An 18,417-nucleotide genomic window follows, 5' to 3' on the forward strand; every position below is an offset into this window, starting at 1 on the left:
GCTTGCGTATATATCATCTAAAACGACACTGTGAAAATACTCCTGACCGGCGTAACCGGCTACATTGCCCAACGATTATTACCTGTGCTGCTGGAACAGGGCCATGAAGTGGTTGCCTGCGTGCGGGACAAACACCGCTTCAATTCTGTTTATGAAACTTCCAGGCTCCAGATTATAGAAGTAGATTTCCTTAAAGAAGAGACTTTACAGCACATTCCCAAAGATATTGATGCTGCTTATTACCTGATCCACTCGATGTCTACACAGGCTGCGGATTTCGCTGAAATGGAAAAGATCTGCGCGACAAACTTCAAGGTTGGCCTGGAGAAAACAGCAGTGAAACAGGTCATTTACCTCAGCGGCATTGTTAACGATACCGGGTTATCGAAACACCTGAGCTCCCGCAAGAATGTCGAAGATGTGTTGGGTGAGGGGAGCTTTGCTTTAACGACACTGCGCGCGGGCATCATTGTTGGTTCTGGTAGTGCCTCTTTTGAAATCATCCGTGACCTGGTTGAAAAGTTGCCCATCATGATCACTCCGAAATGGCTTAAAACCAAGTGCCAGCCCATCGGTATCCGCAACGTGGTAGAGTTCTTATGTGGGGTGCTGGGCCGTTCAGATACCTACAATCAATCTTATGATATCGGTGGAACGGAAATCCTGACCTATAAAGAAATGCTTTTACGCTTCGCGAAGATCAGAGGTTTAAAGCGGAGCATCTTTATTGTCCCAGTCATGACGCCGCGGTTGTCTTCCTATTGGCTTTACTTTGTTACCTCCACCTCATATGTACTCGCAAAGAACCTGGTGAACAGCATGAAAGTGGAGGTTATCTGCACACCTAACAACCTGGCAGAACGCCTCGGGATTCAGTTGTTGGATTACGATACCTCGATCAAACTTGCATTCGACAAGATTGAACAAAACCAGGTGCTTTCCAGCTGGAAAGACGCGCAAACCAGCGATTTGTTCAAGAACAGCCTCACGCATTACCTGGATGTTCCGGTTAATGGCTGTTTCAAAGATGTGCGGGTTCGGCAGGCTGAAGATCCAGCGCTGGCATTGCAACGGATCTGGTCTATTGGCGGGAAAACAGGCTGGTACTACGGTCGCTTTCTCTGGCAGATCCGCGGGATCATGGATCAAATGGTTGGTGGTGTAGGCATGCGGCGGGGCCGGAAGAGTGACTCGGAAATCTTTGCCGGAGATGCGCTGGACTTCTGGCGCGTACTCATCGCCAATAAACAGGAAAGGAGGCTCCTGCTGTATGCAGAGATGAAACTGCCCGGCGAAGCATGGCTGGAGTTCCGGATGGATGATCAGGATGTGCTTACGCAAACCGCAACTTTCAGACCTTTAGGTTTGTTCGGCCGCATTTACTGGTATTCCGTACTGCCATTTCATGGTTTTATTTTCAGGGGGATGATCGACAACATTGTTAGGCCTGCAAAGCCGATTGTAAGGAAATCATCCATTTAAAATCTTTATATTCGGCGCATCATTACGCCGCCAATGTTTCTCGGACGACTGACTTATCGCTTTACACTGCTCTTATCATGTTTGATATTGTTTCTCTGCGCTCCTGCATCAGCTGAAACACCCACCCCTCAAGCTCAAAATGGGATCCTTGATCTTCGCAAACATAACATTACAGAAAACATAACCTTAAATGGTGAATGGTTGTTTTACTGGAACCAGCTCCTGGAATCTCCAGCACAGATCAATCAAGCAGGGCTGAAAGTTCCAGTCCCGAAGATCTGGACAAAATACGATATCAATGGAAAGTCCTACCCTTCAGCAGGCTTTGCAACCTATCAACTCACCGTTTTACTGCCGAAAAATGCAGGATTACTGCGCATTAGTATGCCTGAGGTGTACACATCTTATAAATTGATTATTAATGGCCAGGTGGTATCAACCAATGGCAGGGTAGGGAAGACGGCCACCGATTCGGAGCCGCAGTGGCAAAACAAAGATGTTGATCTTCAACTCGGCGCGGATACGTTGAATATGCTGCTTCAGATATCAAACTTCACGCACAGCAAAGCAGGTATTGCCAAGCCCATTTTTATAGGTCCCAAGGAATTCGCCAAGCTGGACCGTAAGCGTACAGAGGCTTTCGACTTACTCTTAAGTGGCTGCTTGTTCATGGGGGGATTGTTTTTCCTGGGCCTCTACCTTTACGGTAATCGTGATAAAGCCATCCTGCTGTTCGCCCTTTTCGCAGTGGTATACAGCTACCGCATGATTGGTGCCGACAATTATGTGCTCCATAGCCTTTTCCCTGATATCAACTGGTACTTTGCCATCCGTATCGAATATGTAAGCTTGTTTGCGGCCATCGGCCTTTTTGGCTTGTATAGCCGCTTTCTCTATCCTGAGGATATTAACAAATACGTGGTGTATGCGATAGGCACCATTTGCTTTGGCTTCGCCGCAGTGGCCCTGGTAACGCCGCCAATGTTCTTCAGTAGTCTGATCAACCCTTTTCTGGTTGTCACGGTATTTTGCCTGTTATACGTGCCCTACCTCTATATTCATGCTTGTCTTAAAAAACGGCAGGGCTCCGTCTATGCGCTTGCAAGTGCATTTGCCCTGATGTCCGTGTTTACGATTTCATTGCTCCATTACTGCGGATTGATCCCACAATTACAACTCCTGAGCTTTTTCGGCTACATCGCCTTTTTCTTCCTGCAATCATTGGTGCTCTCGCACCGTGTTTCTTTCGTCCTAAAACAAGCGGGTGACCAGGCAGCAGAAGGATTGGTGGCCAAATCGGAATTCCTCAGCACCATGAGTCATGAGATCCGCACACCGCTGAACTCTGTTATCGGTATGAGTCACCTGATGCTTAAAAATGACCCCCGACCAGATCAAACAAAGCTTCTGGACGTGATCATTTTTTCCGCGAACAACTTGCTCAATATTGTGAATGATATTCTCGATTACAGCAAGATAGAAGCTGGCAAGATCACCTTCGAGGAAATTGAAATGGACATCCCGGCCTTGGCAAACAACCTGGTGACCAGTCTGGACAGTGCTGCGCAGGATAAAGGCATTACGCTAACCTTACATCTGGATGAATCCCTTAACTACCGCGTAATCGGCGATCCAACCCGTGTATTTCAGGTGATCAGTAATCTGGTGCACAATGCCATCAAGTTCACGGCGGAAGGCGGGGTATCCCTGCACATCAATGTTACGGATGTTGATGATGAAAATGTAACCATCCTGTTCCAGGTAAAAGATACGGGGATTGGCATATCTCCAGAAAACCAGCTTCGCATTTTCGAGCGCTTTACACAGGCGGATTCTTCCACGGTGAGGAGTTTCGGTGGTACTGGGCTTGGCCTGGCCATCACCAAAAGAATTCTGGAGCTGCGAAACTCCACCCTGCAGGTTAAGAGTCAACCCGGAGAGGGATCGAACTTTTTCTTCTATCATGTTTTCAAGAAGACAAGTATCCTGATTAAGCCGAAGAAGACAGAAGATTTCAAAGTGAGTGACAACAAGCCATTCTCCGGATTGGAAATCTTGCTGGTAGAGGATAACCCCATGAACGTCATGGTTGCAGAATCCTTCCTTAAACGTTGGGGGGCAACGGTGGACGTCGCCGTAGACGGGGGTGACGCACTGGAGAAGGTAGACACAGCACGGCATAAGCTCATATTGATGGACTTGCACATGCCCGTTATGGATGGCTATACTTCCTCTATTGCCATGCGGGCGAAAGGCATAAAGATTCCGATTGTAGCGTTAACAGCAACCTTGCCTTCGGAAATTGAAACCAAACTGGCAGAAACAGGCATTGATGATATTCTGGTGAAGCCCTTTTTGCCAGATGAGTTGTTCCGCAAGGTTTACCACCATATTATCCAGGAGAATTAAGTAACGGTTTACATTTGAGTACCTTCAAGTACTCAACGGAATACCTTGCATTTGGTTAATGCTTGATATTTTTACCTTTGATACTTTAAGCCAGGTACCTGATATGAAATTCCGACTATTACTTTTTTTCACGCTGCTTACTCCATTTACAATTGTACATGCGCAAACAACACCAAGCTTTCGGACCCCGTCACGCGGCTTTGTGAGTCTGGAGCCCGCCCCACACTGGTCTCATGCCCTGCTTACCGGGAACGGTACGATGGGCGCATTGGTCATGGGGCAGCCGCATGAAGAAACCCTCATCTTCAGTCAGGCAGATCTTTATATCCCGCTAAACGAACCCAAACCACCAATCAATCAGGCGAGTCGCCTGACGGAAATCCGGAAGTTGCTATTGGAGGGTAACGGTGAAGCTGCGGCAAAGATTCCGGTAGACCAACGTAATAAAGAAGGTTTCAACATCGGCCGCGATCCCTTTATTCCAGCTTTTGACATGCAGTTGTCGCAAACGGCCGCAAAAATAAGCCGGTACCAGCGGAGTGTAAACTTCGAAACCGGGGAAGCAATGGTAACCTGGACTGATGATAACGGCACTTTCGAGCGCCGGGTGTTTGTATCCAGGGCCGACAGCATCATTGTGGTTTCCATCAAGGGTGACGCAAAGATCAACATGGGCATCGACTTTGCGCAAAGATCCATCCAGCCAGATCAGGCAGATTTCGTCAAGGCTGGTATAGCAACGGTAAAGCCAGCTGCGGAAGCCGGATACCTGACTTACCAGTCTGAATTTAAAAACCACTTCAAAGACGGTTTGCAGGGCTATGAAGGTGTAGGACGACTGATTCTCAAAGGCGGAAAATCTGAAGTTAAAGGCACCAGGCTTCAGATTACCGATGCAGACGAAGTGTTGATGCTCATTCAAATTAAACCATCTACAAACTGGAAAGCTTCGCAACTGGAGTCCATCAAGACCCGGCTAAATGCCATAAACAGTACCTATACAGAACTGCGGGATCGCCATGCGGCGATACACAACAAGCTTTTTAGTCGTTCAAAGCTAACGCTTCATGCAGATCCGGCAAGCATGCAGCTAAATACCGAAGCATTATTACTTCAAGCGAAGGATAGTGTTCCTGCGGCATTGATCGAGAAAGTGTACGATGCGGGCAGGTATAACATCATCAGTGCCATGGGCACCAACCCACCAAACCTGCAGGGCATCTGGTCCGGCACCTGGACCGCGCCATGGTCGGCCGACTTCACGCATGACGGCAATCTGCCTTCCGCCATTGCCAGCGTGCTTAGCAGCAACATGCCCGAGCTGATGGATGCCTACTTCCGCTATATGGAAAGTAAGCTGCCGACCTTCCGTGAAAATGCGAAAATGCTTTACGGCGCAGCGGGCATCCATATTCCTGCGCATACAAGCAATAACGGCCTGGATACCGACTTCGGAGATATCTGGTGCCTTACCTATTGGACCGGCGCAGCCGGATGGGCTGCCGATTTCTTCTATGACTATTATCAATACACGCAAAATCGGGAATTCCTGAAAACGCGTGCCTATCCTTTTATGAAGGAAGCTGCTGCTTTTTATGAGTCTTTCTTAGTTGTAGGTGAAGATGGAAAATACGTATTCAACCCCTCGTACTCGCCAGAGAACAATCCGGGGAATGCCAAGTCACAAGCGGTGATCAACGCCACTATGGATGTGATGATTGCACGGCAACTGCTCAGCAACTGCATCGCGGCAGCAAAGACACTTTCCCTCGATGCACCCAAAGTGAAGGTCTGGTCGGAGATGCTCAGCAAAATGCCGAAATATGAAGTTGCCACCGATGGTACCCTGCGGGAATGGCTATGGCCGAGATTGGAAGAAAACATGCCGCACCGACATGTTTCACAGCTGTATTCCCTTTACAACAAAGCTGATGCAGACATCATCAGCAATCCGGCACTACTTGCTGCCGTAAACAAGACCATAGAGGGGAAAATGAACTTCAGGGAAGCAGAAGGCGGTGGTGAAATGTCCTTCGGACTTGTACAACTCGGACTTTCAGCAGCGCACATTGGTAATGCGGAGAAAGCAAAAACAGCGGTAGACTTTCTGGCATCCAAGTACTGGTCTACAGGTATGGGTTCCTTTCACAACGTCGCTGAACTATTCAACACAGACATCAGCGGTGGACTGCCTGCAGTAATTCTGGAGATGTTGGTTTACGCTGAACCAGACATGATTAAACTCCTGCCAGCTTTACCTGCAGCCTGGAATAAAGGTAAACTGGAAGGCGCGCTACTACGTGGAAATGTACAGCTGAAGAACCTGGAATGGGCCGGTAAACAAATCAAAGTGACTTTGAAGTCTGGGGTAAGGCGTACGCTGACGCTGGTGATGCCGGCAGAAGTAGAAAGCTTAAAAATCAATGGTTTTACGGTAAGCCCATATCGCATCAAGGACCGGAAGTTCCAGCTGAACCTGTTACAAACAAGGGATATGGATTTGGAAATTATGCTTAAGTAGCAGCGTTTGAGCCCTGAAGCAAGTAAATTCTTTGCCGAATATGCTTGTTTCAGGGCTTAAGTTTTTTATTTTCGTTGATCCAAATATACCTAATGGGTTAGCACCAGAATATAAATGTTGCAGCAAAGACTACTTGTTTTCCTGACACTGCTCTTTACCTATGCTGCGGCTTTTGGCCAACAGAACCAGATACAGTTCGCCAGGCTGGACCTCTCCGACGGGCTTTCCCACAATCAGGTAAACACCATCCTAAAAGATACCAAAGGCTTCATGTGGTTCGGAACCCTCTCCGGATTAAACCGCTACGATGGCTATCAGTTTAAAACCTTCAGAAATGATCCCCGTGATACCACATCCATTGTGGATGATTTTGTCACTGGCATTTACGAGCTGCCCGACCATAAACTGTATATAGATACCCGAGGTGGCCCCAATATCTACAATAACGTTAATCAGCGTTTTATAAGGGATGTAAAAGGCTATCTGAAATCCCTGAATATTAACGCCGATGCTATTCGCGACATCATCCGTGACGATGCGGGTAACTTCTGGTTTAATGGTCTTGAAGATGGTATCTTCAAGTATGATCCGCTCAGGAAAACAACATTACACCTAAACACCTTGGGCCAAGGTACGAGTGCACTGGACCGGGCGCCGGTATCTGGCATTCAGAAAGATGTGAACGGCAACATCTGGGTCATCCACCGTAATAAAACCATTGAACTGCTGGACCGCAATACCGGCAAGGTGCGTAAGCAGTTTAAGAACCATCAGCTGAAACAAGCTTCTCAATATCAGGACTTCCGGCTTTTTGTAGATCGGGACCTTGATCTCTGGATCTACACCATCAATACTCAACATGGCATCGATTACTATTCCCCTTCAACGGGTGTGAGTCGTTACCTGGATAAGCGTCCCGGTGTATTAAACAACAACCTTATTGCAGGTTTGCTACAGGATGACCGTGGATTAATATGGATTGCAACAGATCATGGTGGCGTAAACCTCCTGTCGAAGCAGGACTTTAAAGTCCGGTATCTGCTAAACAAAGAAGATGATCTGAAAAGTCTTAGCCAGAATAGCATCACTAGTCTTTACAAAGATCCTACAGGTATTATCTGGATCGGTACTTTTAAACGTGGACTAAGCTATTACCATGAAAAGATCCTGAAGTTTCCGTTATACAGCCATCAGGGAGTAAATCCAGGGGGACTCGTGTATGATGATATCAATCGCTTTGTGGAAGACAAACAAGGGAATCTTTGGATCGGTACTAATGGGGGCGGCTTGTTTTACTTCAACCGCAAAACCGGCACCTTCAAGCGTTTTCAGCATGATGCAGCCGACCCGGGTAGTCTAAGTAACGACATCATCGTTAGCTTGTATATTGACAAGTCGGAAACGCTCTGGATCGGGACTTATTTCGGCGGACTTGACCGGTTTGAGAACGGACGTTTTTACAACTATAAACATAATGTAGCGGACCCGGCCAGTCTTGCGGACGACCGCGTCTGGGATATTCTGGAAGATCGGAAGGGAAGGTTTTGGGTAGCCACGCTAAGTGGTGGATTGGATTTACTGGATCGTAAAACGGGTAAGTTCTCCCATTATAAAGCGGGCATGCAGAACAGCATTGGCTCCAACTTTATATCCTGTCTGCTTGAAGATCGTGCTGGCAACATCTGGGTCGGCACCTCGGATGGCATCGATAAACTAACACCGACAGGTAAGTTTGAACATATCGTTGCCCAGCCAGGTAAGAAAAGCACCTTACTCAACAATACCGTTTATGATCTGATGGAAGACAGTAATGGCTTCATCTGGATCGCTACAAAAGATGGCTTAAGTCGCCTGAACCCCGCAACGATGGATTTCCTAAACTTCGATGGGCCAAATGCCTTGATGGAAAAAGCAACCTTAAAAGTTATAGAGGACAAACATAAAAACCTCTGGGTAAGCACATCAAACGGACTCTTCAAAATCATTGTGCAAAAAGACCAGCAGAACCGCTTTGCATACACCATTCGTAAATTTGATGAAGATGATGGGCTGCAGGGAAGCGCCTTTAACGCCAATGCGGGATATAAGACACGAAAAGGGGAGTTGCTGTTCGGAGGTGCCAATGGCTTTAATCTCTTCAATCCCGACGACATCAAAACGGACAATACCAAACCATTGGTTGTGCTTTCCGAATTGCAAATCTCCAATAAGACCGTCGGCATTGGCGAAGCGCTGGATGGCCGCGTGCTGCTGAACAAGTCCATCGTTTTCACCGATACCTTGCAGCTAAAATACAGTCAGAACAGCATTACCCTGAGCTTTGCGGCGCTTAATTACTTTGGGCCACAAAAAATCAAATACAGGTACAAGCTTGAGGGTTTCGATAAACAATGGCAGGAGCTTCAGGAAGACATCAGGCGCGCCACTTACACCAATATAGATCCGGGAACATACGTATTCAAAGTCGTGTCTACGGATGCTTCGGGCAATTGGTTGAACAATCCGGCCAGCGTCCATATTGTCATCCGTCCACCCCTCTGGCGAACCAACTTCGCCTACATCATGTATGTCATGCTGATCGGCGGGTCCTTGCTTTACCTGCGGCACCGGGGCATAAAACGGGCGAGAGAGGAATTCCTGATTGAACAGGAGCGCCAGCAAGGCAAACGCCTGCACGAGCTGGGTCTGTTGAAAATCAAGTTTCTCACCAATGTGAGCCACGAATTTCGGACGCCATTATCCCTGATCATCACCCCTCTGGAGAAGCTGATCAAACAGGCGAACGACTCTGAGAAACAGCAACTCCAGATGATCCAGCGCAATGGACGGCGATTGCTCAACCTCGTAAACCAGTTGTTAGACTTCCGTCGCATGGAGGTGCATGAACTGAAGTTACACCCAAAAACAGGCGACATCATCGCCTTTATCAAGGAACTATGCCTTTCTTTCACCGATGTTGCCGACCGTAAACACATCTCGCTGAACTTCAAAGCAGACCGGAGCAGCCTGATCACGCTGTTTGATCACGACAAGATCGAACGTATCCTCTTCAACCTCTTGTCCAATGCTTTCAAATTCACGCCACAAGGCGGAAGTGTAGGCGTGGCGATAAGCACCCGGTATACTTTGCAGAACAAAACAGAACTGGTCTTAAAAGTTATTGATACAGGCATTGGCATCGAACCAGATAAGATCGACCGCATCTTCGAACGCTTTTTTCAGAATGAAGTCCCAGACTCTATCGTTAATCAGGGCAGTGGCATTGGGCTTTCCATCACGAAGGAGTTTGTAAAACTTCATGGCGGTGAAATTAAAGCAGAAAGCATTGTGAATGCAGGGAGTACCTTCACCATCACCTTAAGCTTTGCAGAACAGGACGCCTTATACAACAGCGCCCTGCCGCAACATGCCTTATTCATCAGCGGCAAAGCTGAGGATCGGAAGGAGCAGCATGCGCTGGACCCGAAAAGTAAAAAGCCAGTGCTGATGTTGGTAGAAGATAATGACGACTTCCGTTTCTACCTCAAGGACAACCTTAAGGAGTTCTACCAGATCGTTGAGGCCGTAAACGGACGGGAGGGCTGGCAAAAAGTGTTGGCATTGCATCCGGATCTTATCGTCAGCGACGTGAGTATGCCTGAAATGGATGGCATTGAACTCTGTAAGAAAATTAAATCAGATAAGCGCAGTGCACATCTTCCGGTTATCCTGTTAACGGCACTGACCACGGATGATGAACAACTTACGGGACTGGAGACTGGTGCAAACGACTACATGACCAAGCCCTTTAATTTCGAGATCCTGTTATCCAAGATTCGAAATCTTCTTGCCCAGCAGGCGCTCAGCAAGAAGACTTACCAAAAGCAGGTCGACTTCAAACCACAGGAATCAGAAGTGGAGTCTGTAAACGATAAGTTCATCAGACAGCTGTACCTGCAAATTGAAAAACATCTTGGAGACAGCAATTATAGTGTTGATCAGCTCAGCGCAGATATGAATATGAGCCGCGTAGGTTTGTATAAAAAGATCGTGCCTTTAACCGGAAAATCACCTGTGGAGCTGATTCGTTCCTGCCGGCTGCAGAAGTCCAAAGCACTGCTCGAAGCACAGCTCAGCATTGCCGAAGTTGCCTACCAGGTTGGCTTCAGCAACCCTAAACATTTCAGTAAATACTTCAAGCAGGAATTCGGTATTCTCCCTTCTGCTTACGCACAGTCGCGACAGCCAAAGACGCCCGTAGGGTAAAATCAGGCCGCTTTGTTAACATTTTGATACCATATTGTTATCATTTGTATCCCTTCTTTAAAGCTCCATTAAGATACTTTTAGGTTAATAAACCGAATGTAAACCATCATGTATTCTTATGAATAATTTTAAGGCGAAATCCTTATTGTTTATGGGCAGCTTTTTCCTGTACCTCCACGTATCTGCCCAGGAAGGTAAAGACTATGTTAAAACCGCTAAAGGCATAGAGGTCACCCTTGGCCACTCCCTATCCGGCATCAAAAAGTTAAGACTCGAGCCGGTCACAGATCAGATCATCCATGTTCGCGGAATCTCCGCCATTGCGGAAGGCTTTCCGGAAAGTAAATCTTTAATGGCCATCAAAACCAATAGCGACGTAAAGTTCAGCGCAACATCAGACGCGCAGCGCGTATCCCTAAGCACTGCAGCTGTTAAGGTCGAAGTTTCTAAAGAAACGGGTCTGATCACCTACCGCGATGCCAACAACAACATCTTACTCGCGCAAAGCAAAATCGCAGAACCTGCATTAAAGGCTAAAGTATTCAATGGCGAACCCTCGTATCAGATCACGCAAATCTTCGATGCACAGGAAAATGAAGCTTACTACGGCTTGGGACAACACCAACAGGGTATTGTTAATTATCGCGGGAGAAGGGTAGACCTGGTACAATACAACACAGAAATTGCGGTGCCATTCGTGATTTCTAATAAGAACTACGGCATCCTATGGGACAACTATTCAATCACCCGCGCTGGTGATATTCGCGATTATGAACCGCTGAGCGCCATGCGGCTCTTTTCAAAAGACAATAAAGAAGGCTGGTTAACCGCCAGCTATGCTAATAAAACAGAACCCAATAAGCCCTTATTCACCACGGCAGTTTCTGAGCTTTCGATCAACTGGCTTACAGATCAGCACAAGTTTCCATCCGACCGCATCAAATTACAAGATGCATTGGTTACCTATGAAGGTTCCGTTTCCAGCGGGCTGTCTGGCTTGTACCAGCTGCAACTTAAATATGCCGGTTACATCAAAGTATGGTTTGATGGCAAGTTGGTTGCCGACTACTGGCGCCAGGCATGGAACGCCGGTTCTGCAGTGCTTGACCTAAACCTGCAAAAAGATAAAAAGACAAAAGTAAAGATCGAGTGGATTCCCGATGGTGGCGAATCTTATATCGGACTGGAAGTGCTGCCACCAGCACCCGAGACGCATAAAAACACTTTCGCACTAAGCTCCGAATCGGGCAGTGCATTAGATTACTATTTCATTCAGGGTAATGATGCGGATCAGGTGATCTCCGGATACCGTACCGTTACCGGCAAAGCTGTATTGATGCCGAAATGGGCTATGGGCTTCTGGCAGAGTCGCGAGCGTTACAAAACGCAGGACGAAATCCTCGCTACGGTAAAGGAATTCCGCAGCCGTAAAATTCCTTTGGACAACATCGTGTTGGATTGGTCGTACTGGAAAGAACCAGAATGGGGAAGTCAGTCCTTTGATCCTGCGAGGTTCAAAGACCCGGATCAGATGATCAAAACCATCCACAACCAGCATGTTAACCTGATGATCTCGGTATGGCCAAAATTCAACAAAGGGTTCGACATCTATGATGAGTTCGACAAAAACAACTACTTATATAAGCGCAACATCGAAGATGGTCGTAAAGACTGGATCGGTAAAGGTTATTCAAACACCTTTTATGATGCTTTCAACCCGAAAGGTCGTGAGGCATTATGGAGCCTGATGAACAAGCGCCTGTACAGTAAAGGTATTGATGCCTGGTGGATGGATGCGACTGAGCCAGACATGCACTCGAACCTGCCTGTAGAGATCCGTAAGGAGCTGATGACCCCGACCTATGAGGGTTCTGCAACAACCTACTTCAATGCTTTTCCTCTTGTAAACGCTAAAGGTGTGTACGAAGGGCAGCGTAAAACGAACCCACAGGATCGCGTATTCATCTTAACACGTTCTGCATACGCCGGTCTGCAACGTTATGCAGCAGCAGCATGGAGCGGTGATATTGCTTCCCGTTGGGAAGATATGAAAGCACAGATCGGTGCTGGTATAAACTTCTCGCTATCTGGAATGCCTTACTGGACCATGGATATCGGTGGTTTCTCCGTAGAACGCCGGTATGAAAAGCCCAATGAAGCCAACCTGGAAGAGTGGCGCGCACTTAACACACGCTGGTTCCAGTTTGGTACTTTTGTGCCTCTGTTCCGTGCGCACGGTCAATATCCATTCCGTGAAATCTACAACATCGCACCAGAAAGTCACAAGGCCTACCAGTCTATGTTGTACTACAACAAACTGCGTTACCGCCTGATGCCTTACGTGTACACACTTGCCGGTATGAGTTATCAGAACGATTACACCATTATGCGTGGTCTGATGATGGACTTTCCGCAGGATCTGAAAGCATCAAATCTTAACGATGCCTATATGTTCGGTCCTTCCTTATTGATCAACCCGGTTTATAACTATGAAGACACCAAGCGGAGCTTATACCTGCCTGCTGGACAAGGCTGGTATGATCTGTATTCAGGGAAATACCTGAAAGGTGGCCAGCAGATCAATGCCGATGCACCTTATGAAAGAATGCCGGTATATGTAAAAGAAGGATCCATCATCCCGACCGGACCGGAGTTGCAATACACTGCTGAAAAGAAAGCCGATCCACTAACCGTATTCGTTTACGGGGGAAAAGATGCATCATTCACGCTGTACGAAGATGAAGGCACCAATTACAACTACGAAAAAGGCGCTTTCTCTACCATCACCATGAATTACAGTGAAGCAAACAAAACTTTGAGTATTGCAGACCGAAAAGGAAGCTTTAAGGGGATGTTGCCAAGCCGGACCATCCGCGTGGTGCTGATCACAGCCAACAATGCGAAAGCACTGGACTTCGATCAGAAAACAGAAAATGTGATTAAATATTCAGGTAAGGCGACTTCCCTGAAGCTGAAATAAACAGCACAAAACCAACCAAATATAAATGAATCAATTATTTACTCAATCGTTATGAACGGAATGAAGACGAAACCCCGTATTAAAAAAGCAGGCTTTTACCTGCTGTTTCTACTCTCGTTGCTTGTTCTGGCACCCCCTTTATTTGCACAGCAAAGGCAAGTTAGTGGTAAAGTGACCGGAGCCGGAGACGGACAGCCCATCCCAGGGGTGGTGATCAAAGTTAAAGGTAAAACTGGTGGCACGGCCACGGATGCCAATGGTAACTATACGCTGCCGGCACAAACCGGAGATGTTTTGCAATTCAGCTCCATCGGCTTTACCACCAAAGAAGCTACTGTAGCCGCATCCGGCAACATCAACATCAGCCTGGCCGACGACAATCAGGAACTTGAAGAGGTTGTTGTTGTCGGTTATGGCGTGCAGCAAAAGAAACTCGTAACCGGCGCGACAGTGCAGGTGAAAGGGGAAACATTGCAAAGACAAAGTACCACCAATGCGCTTCAGGGTTTGCAAGGTCAGACACCCGGTGTGCAGATCGCATCTACCTCGGGACAACCGGGGGAGGCCATGCGCGTAACCATTCGTGGACTTGGTACCATCGGTAACTCCGGACCGCTGTATGTGGTTGACGGGGTTTTAACCGGCGACATCACGTACCTGAATGCTGCGGATATCGAATCCATCGATGTGCTTAAAGATGCCGCTTCTGCGGCAATCTACGGTTCACAGGCTGCAAATGGTGTGGTACTCGTAACCACGCGTACCGGTAAACGTGGTCAAGCTGCTGCCATCACCTTTGATGCTTATGCAGGTGTTCAGAACGTAGCTAAGAAAACAGAAATGCTGAACGCTACGCAGTATGCTTCCATCATGAATGAAGCTGCAATCAACGGTGGTAAAGCACCAATCTTTACCAATGACCAGATCCTTGCCTACGGCGAAGGTACCAGCTGGCTTGATGAAATGTTCGTGAAAGATGCCCTGACCCAGAACTACTCCCTTGGTGCATCAGGCGCATCGGACGTTTCGGTATTCTCGACCGCCTTCTCTTACACCAGTCAGGAAGGTATCGTTGGCGGTAAAGACCTCTCCAACTATGAGCGTTATAGCTTCAGGATCAACTCTGAACATAACTTCTACAAAGACATCCTTAAAATCGGACAACACCTGACTTATACCGACATCAATAATAACGGTATCGGTGTAGGTAATCAGTACAACAACGCCTTGCGTGGTGCATTCAACACCAGTCCATTTGTACAGATGTATGACGAGAACGGAAATTTCTTCGATAACTCGAACTCCAGCTGGAACAATGGCGAAGCCAATCCCTACGCGCAGATGGTTTATGGCAACCAGAACAGAAGGAACAATCAACGTCTCTTGGGTGATGTGTACCTAACGGTGGAACCGATAAAGAACCTAAGGTTCCGGACCAGCCTTGGTATGGACTACAATGCCGGTGAAAGCCGTTCTTTCGTGCCGACCTATCAACTTTCTATTTATGCTTACAACCTGGTAACACGTGCCAGCCAATCCATGAACAAGGGCAAGTCTTTGATCTGGGATAACTTGTTGAGCTATAAGTTTAATGTTAAAACCGACCACGAATTTGAAGTTATGGCTGGTAGTTCAGCTTACCGAGCTGACGGCTCCAACATCTTTGGAACCAATACCAACCTGATCTTCGAAGACCTGGATCATGCATGGCTAAGCAATGCTACGGGTAAAAACATTGCCGGGATTTCTTTAGGCGGTGCACCTTATGATGAGGACCGCAGAATGTCTTACTTCGGCAGGTTAAATTATAATTACAAACAGACTTACCTGTTAAACGCCACTTTCCGTGCAGATGGATCTTCAAGATTCTCTTCACAAAACCGCTGGGGATACTTTCCTTCTATTTCGGCAGGCTGGGTAGCCACCAACGAGAAATTCATGGAAGGCCAGAAAAACTGGTTAGACTTCTTCAAGCTGCGTGCAAGCTGGGGCCAGGTGGGTAACCAGAACATCGCGGCATTCCAGTACCTCGCGCCAATCATGCTAAGTAATACCAATTACATCTTCGGCCCTGAAGAGGGTGCATTGGTACCGGGAGCTTACCCAAGCCGTATTGCCAATCCAGGTTTGCAGTGGGAAACTTCCGAGCAAAGCAACATCGGTTTCGATGCGAATATCCTTAAAGGCATGTTGAGCATTAACTTCGACTGGTACCAGAAAACCACCAAAGACTGGTTGATCTCTGCACCAATTCTGGCAACAGCTGGAGCAGATGCGCCATTCATCAACGGTGGTAACGTAAAGAACACCGGGGTGGAACTTGCCTTAACGTTCAAAAACAATATCGGCGATTTCAACTACAGCATTGGTGTTAACGGTGCCTACAATAAGAATCGTGTAGGTAATATCCCTACTGCAGATGGTATTGTCCACGGTTTAACCAATCAGCTTTTCGATAACGCACAGGAATTCTATCGTGCGCAAAGCGGATTTCCAATCGGCTACTTCTGGGGTCTGAAAACCGCTGGTATCTTCCAGAATGAAGCGGAAGTTCAAAGCTATCGTGCCAACGGTGCCTTGATCCAGCCAACTGCAGCACCTGGTGATGTACGTTACCAAGATCTGAATGGCGATGGCCAGATTGATGGTTCAGACCGCACAATGATCGGTAACCCGAATCCAGACTATACTTTTGGTATCACACTATCAGGCGACTACAAAGGCTTCGACTTTTCTGTTGTCGCTTCTGGTGTTGCGGGGAATGAACTGGTTCAATCTTACCGCAACCAGGCGAATCCATACGGTAACTACACCAGCAGAATCTTAGACAGATGGCATGGTGAAGGATCGTCCAACACAACGCCAAGAGTAACCGAAGATAACCGCAACTGGACAAACTTCTCCGACTTGTATATCCAGTCGGGCGACTTCCTGCGTATCAGCAACGTAACCTTAGGTTATGACCTCGGCAGGGTGTTCAAAAAGAGCTATCTTAAACAAGTAAGGCTTTATGCGTCAGCGCTTAACCTTTATACCTTCACCAAATACGATGGTATGGATCCAGAAATCGGTTACGGTTCTGAAGGTTTCTCTTCAGGTGTGGATGTGGGTTATTACCCAAGACCAAGAACCTTTATGTTCGGTGCAAACTTTAGATTTTAATCAACAGATTTTACGATTATGAAAGCTATAAAAATATGTGCAATCGCCCTGGTATTACTATCTGCAGGCGCATGCAAGAAAAGTTTTCTGGATACTGAACCCATTACCTCAGTGACAGATGAAAACTTCTATAAAACACCAAAGGATGCTTATGCCGCACTTGTCGGTTGTTATGACGGACTACAGATCGTGTGGTCGGAGGGTGTTTCGCTTCCGGTTGCTGCAGAAGTAATGTCCGACAATACTTTTGGCGGCGGTGGTGCTTCCGACGGATACAACTACCAGATGATTGATGAGTTCGATAAGAACCGCTCCCCATCAGATCAGAACCTTTACGAGCGTAACTGGATCCTGTACTATAAAGCGCTGTACCGCTGCAACATGTTGCTAAGTAAAATGGACCAGATCCAGTGGGGAGATGATACCACCACACGCCTTGCCTATGAGTCAGAAGCACGTTTCCTGCGTGCCTACCTGTTGTTTGACATGGTGCGCCTTTGGGGCAACATTCCACTGTTAACCGCTGCATCTGCAGAAGCCGTTCCGCAGGCGACGCCAGATGAGGTTTACAAAGTCATTGCTGAAGATTTGAAGTTTGCAGCAGACAATATGCCTGCAGTAAGCTATAACGCTCAACCAGTAGCACAGCGAGGCCGTGCAACCAAGTACGCCGCAGAATCTTTGCTTGGCCGTGTTTACCTATACTATACCGGTTACTACGGTAAGGCAGACCTTGCTGGTGTGGTTACGAAAGCACAGGCCTTAACTTACCTTGAAGATGTGATCAGCAATAGCGGTCACGGATTGGTTGAAGATTTCGCAAGCCTTTGGCCAGCGGCTTCATTGGGTAACTATGCCAAGGAAGACAACAAAGAAACCGTATTCGCAATCAAGTACACCTACACCAGCGATTACAACGGTAATACCGACGGTAATCATTGGATGATCATGGGTGGTATGCGCGAGCAAGCCATTTATCCTTATGGAAACGGCTGGGGTTTTGAAACCGTAAATCCAAAGCTTTGGAATGCCTATGCTGCTAACGATACCCGTAAAGTGGCTTCCATCATCTCCATCGTTGATGAAAAACTTCCGTTCACCAACCAGAGCAAAGCAAGAGAATATACCGGCTATTATACCAAGAAATACAGTCCGATGGTTACCGAAGATGGTAAGCCACTGCCGGAGAGTTATGGTAATACCAACTTCCAGATTGCACAGTTTCAGGATTACGTGTCCATCCGTTATGCAGATGTACTGCTGATGGCTGCCGAACTTGGTAGTGCAAATGCACAGACCTATTTCGATCAGGTGAGACAACGTGCTTTGAAGGATGCTTTTACACCACTAACCGCTACGCTGGACAACATCATCAGAGAGCGTCGACTTGAATTTGCGTTTGAAGGGATCCGTTATTATGACTTGCTTCGTCAGGGTATAGATCGCGCTGCACAGCAGATTGCAGAAAGCACAACCGTGCTAAACGGTGGTGTAAGCACACAAAAGACAATTTCTGCAGCAAACATCATTGCAACGCAGGGACTACAGCAAATCCCATACAACCAGATCAACCTGGCGAATGGCACGCTGAAGCAAAATCCAGGTTGGTAGTATTGAT

At 47.3% G+C, this 18,417-nt stretch carries 7 protein-coding genes; all 7 read left to right on the forward strand.

The window, feature by feature from the left end; genetic code table 11:
• The first annotated feature begins 30 nt into the window (after positions 1-30).
• The 7 genes from IEW69_RS16005 to IEW69_RS16035 all read left to right on the forward strand — a co-directional run bounded on the left by IEW69_RS16005 (position 31) and on the right by IEW69_RS16035 (position 18,410).
• Complete coding sequence (locus IEW69_RS16005; protein ID WP_188627892.1) at positions 31-1,482, forward strand: SDR family oxidoreductase; 1,452 nt, start codon at positions 31-33, stop codon at positions 1,480-1,482.
• Positions 1,483-1,683: 201 nt separating this feature from the next.
• On the forward strand, positions 1,684-3,891 hold the full coding sequence (locus IEW69_RS16010; RefSeq protein WP_229663655.1) for an ATP-binding protein: 2,208 nt from the start codon (positions 1,684-1,686) through the stop codon (positions 3,889-3,891).
• Between the two features lie 103 nt (positions 3,892-3,994).
• Positions 3,995-6,412 carry a glycosyl hydrolase family 95 catalytic domain-containing protein gene (locus IEW69_RS16015; RefSeq protein WP_188627894.1) on the forward strand — a complete coding sequence of 806 codons (2,418 nt, stop codon included), beginning with the start codon at positions 3,995-3,997 and terminating at the stop codon, positions 6,410-6,412.
• 114 nt (positions 6,413-6,526) lie between these two features.
• Positions 6,527-10,657: a hybrid sensor histidine kinase/response regulator transcription factor gene (locus IEW69_RS16020; protein WP_229663656.1), complete on the forward strand. Its 4,131-nt coding sequence runs from the start codon at positions 6,527-6,529 to the stop codon at positions 10,655-10,657.
• Between the two features lie 118 nt (positions 10,658-10,775).
• On the forward strand, positions 10,776-13,637 hold the full coding sequence (locus IEW69_RS16025) for a glycoside hydrolase family 31 protein (protein ID WP_188627895.1): 2,862 nt from the start codon (positions 10,776-10,778) through the stop codon (positions 13,635-13,637).
• Positions 13,638-13,697: 60 nt separating this feature from the next.
• Positions 13,698-16,799: a SusC/RagA family TonB-linked outer membrane protein gene (locus IEW69_RS16030; protein WP_229663657.1), complete on the forward strand. Its 3,102-nt coding sequence runs from the start codon at positions 13,698-13,700 to the stop codon at positions 16,797-16,799.
• A gap of 18 nt (positions 16,800-16,817) precedes the next feature.
• Positions 16,818-18,410, forward strand: a complete 1,593-nt coding sequence (locus IEW69_RS16035; RefSeq protein WP_188627897.1) for a RagB/SusD family nutrient uptake outer membrane protein — start codon at positions 16,818-16,820, stop codon at positions 18,408-18,410.
• Positions 18,411-18,417: the final 7 nt, after the last annotated feature.

The organism is Pedobacter quisquiliarum, from assembly GCF_014642175.1.
GTDB classification, from domain to species: Bacteria; Bacteroidota; Bacteroidia; order Sphingobacteriales; family Sphingobacteriaceae; genus Pedobacter; species Pedobacter quisquiliarum.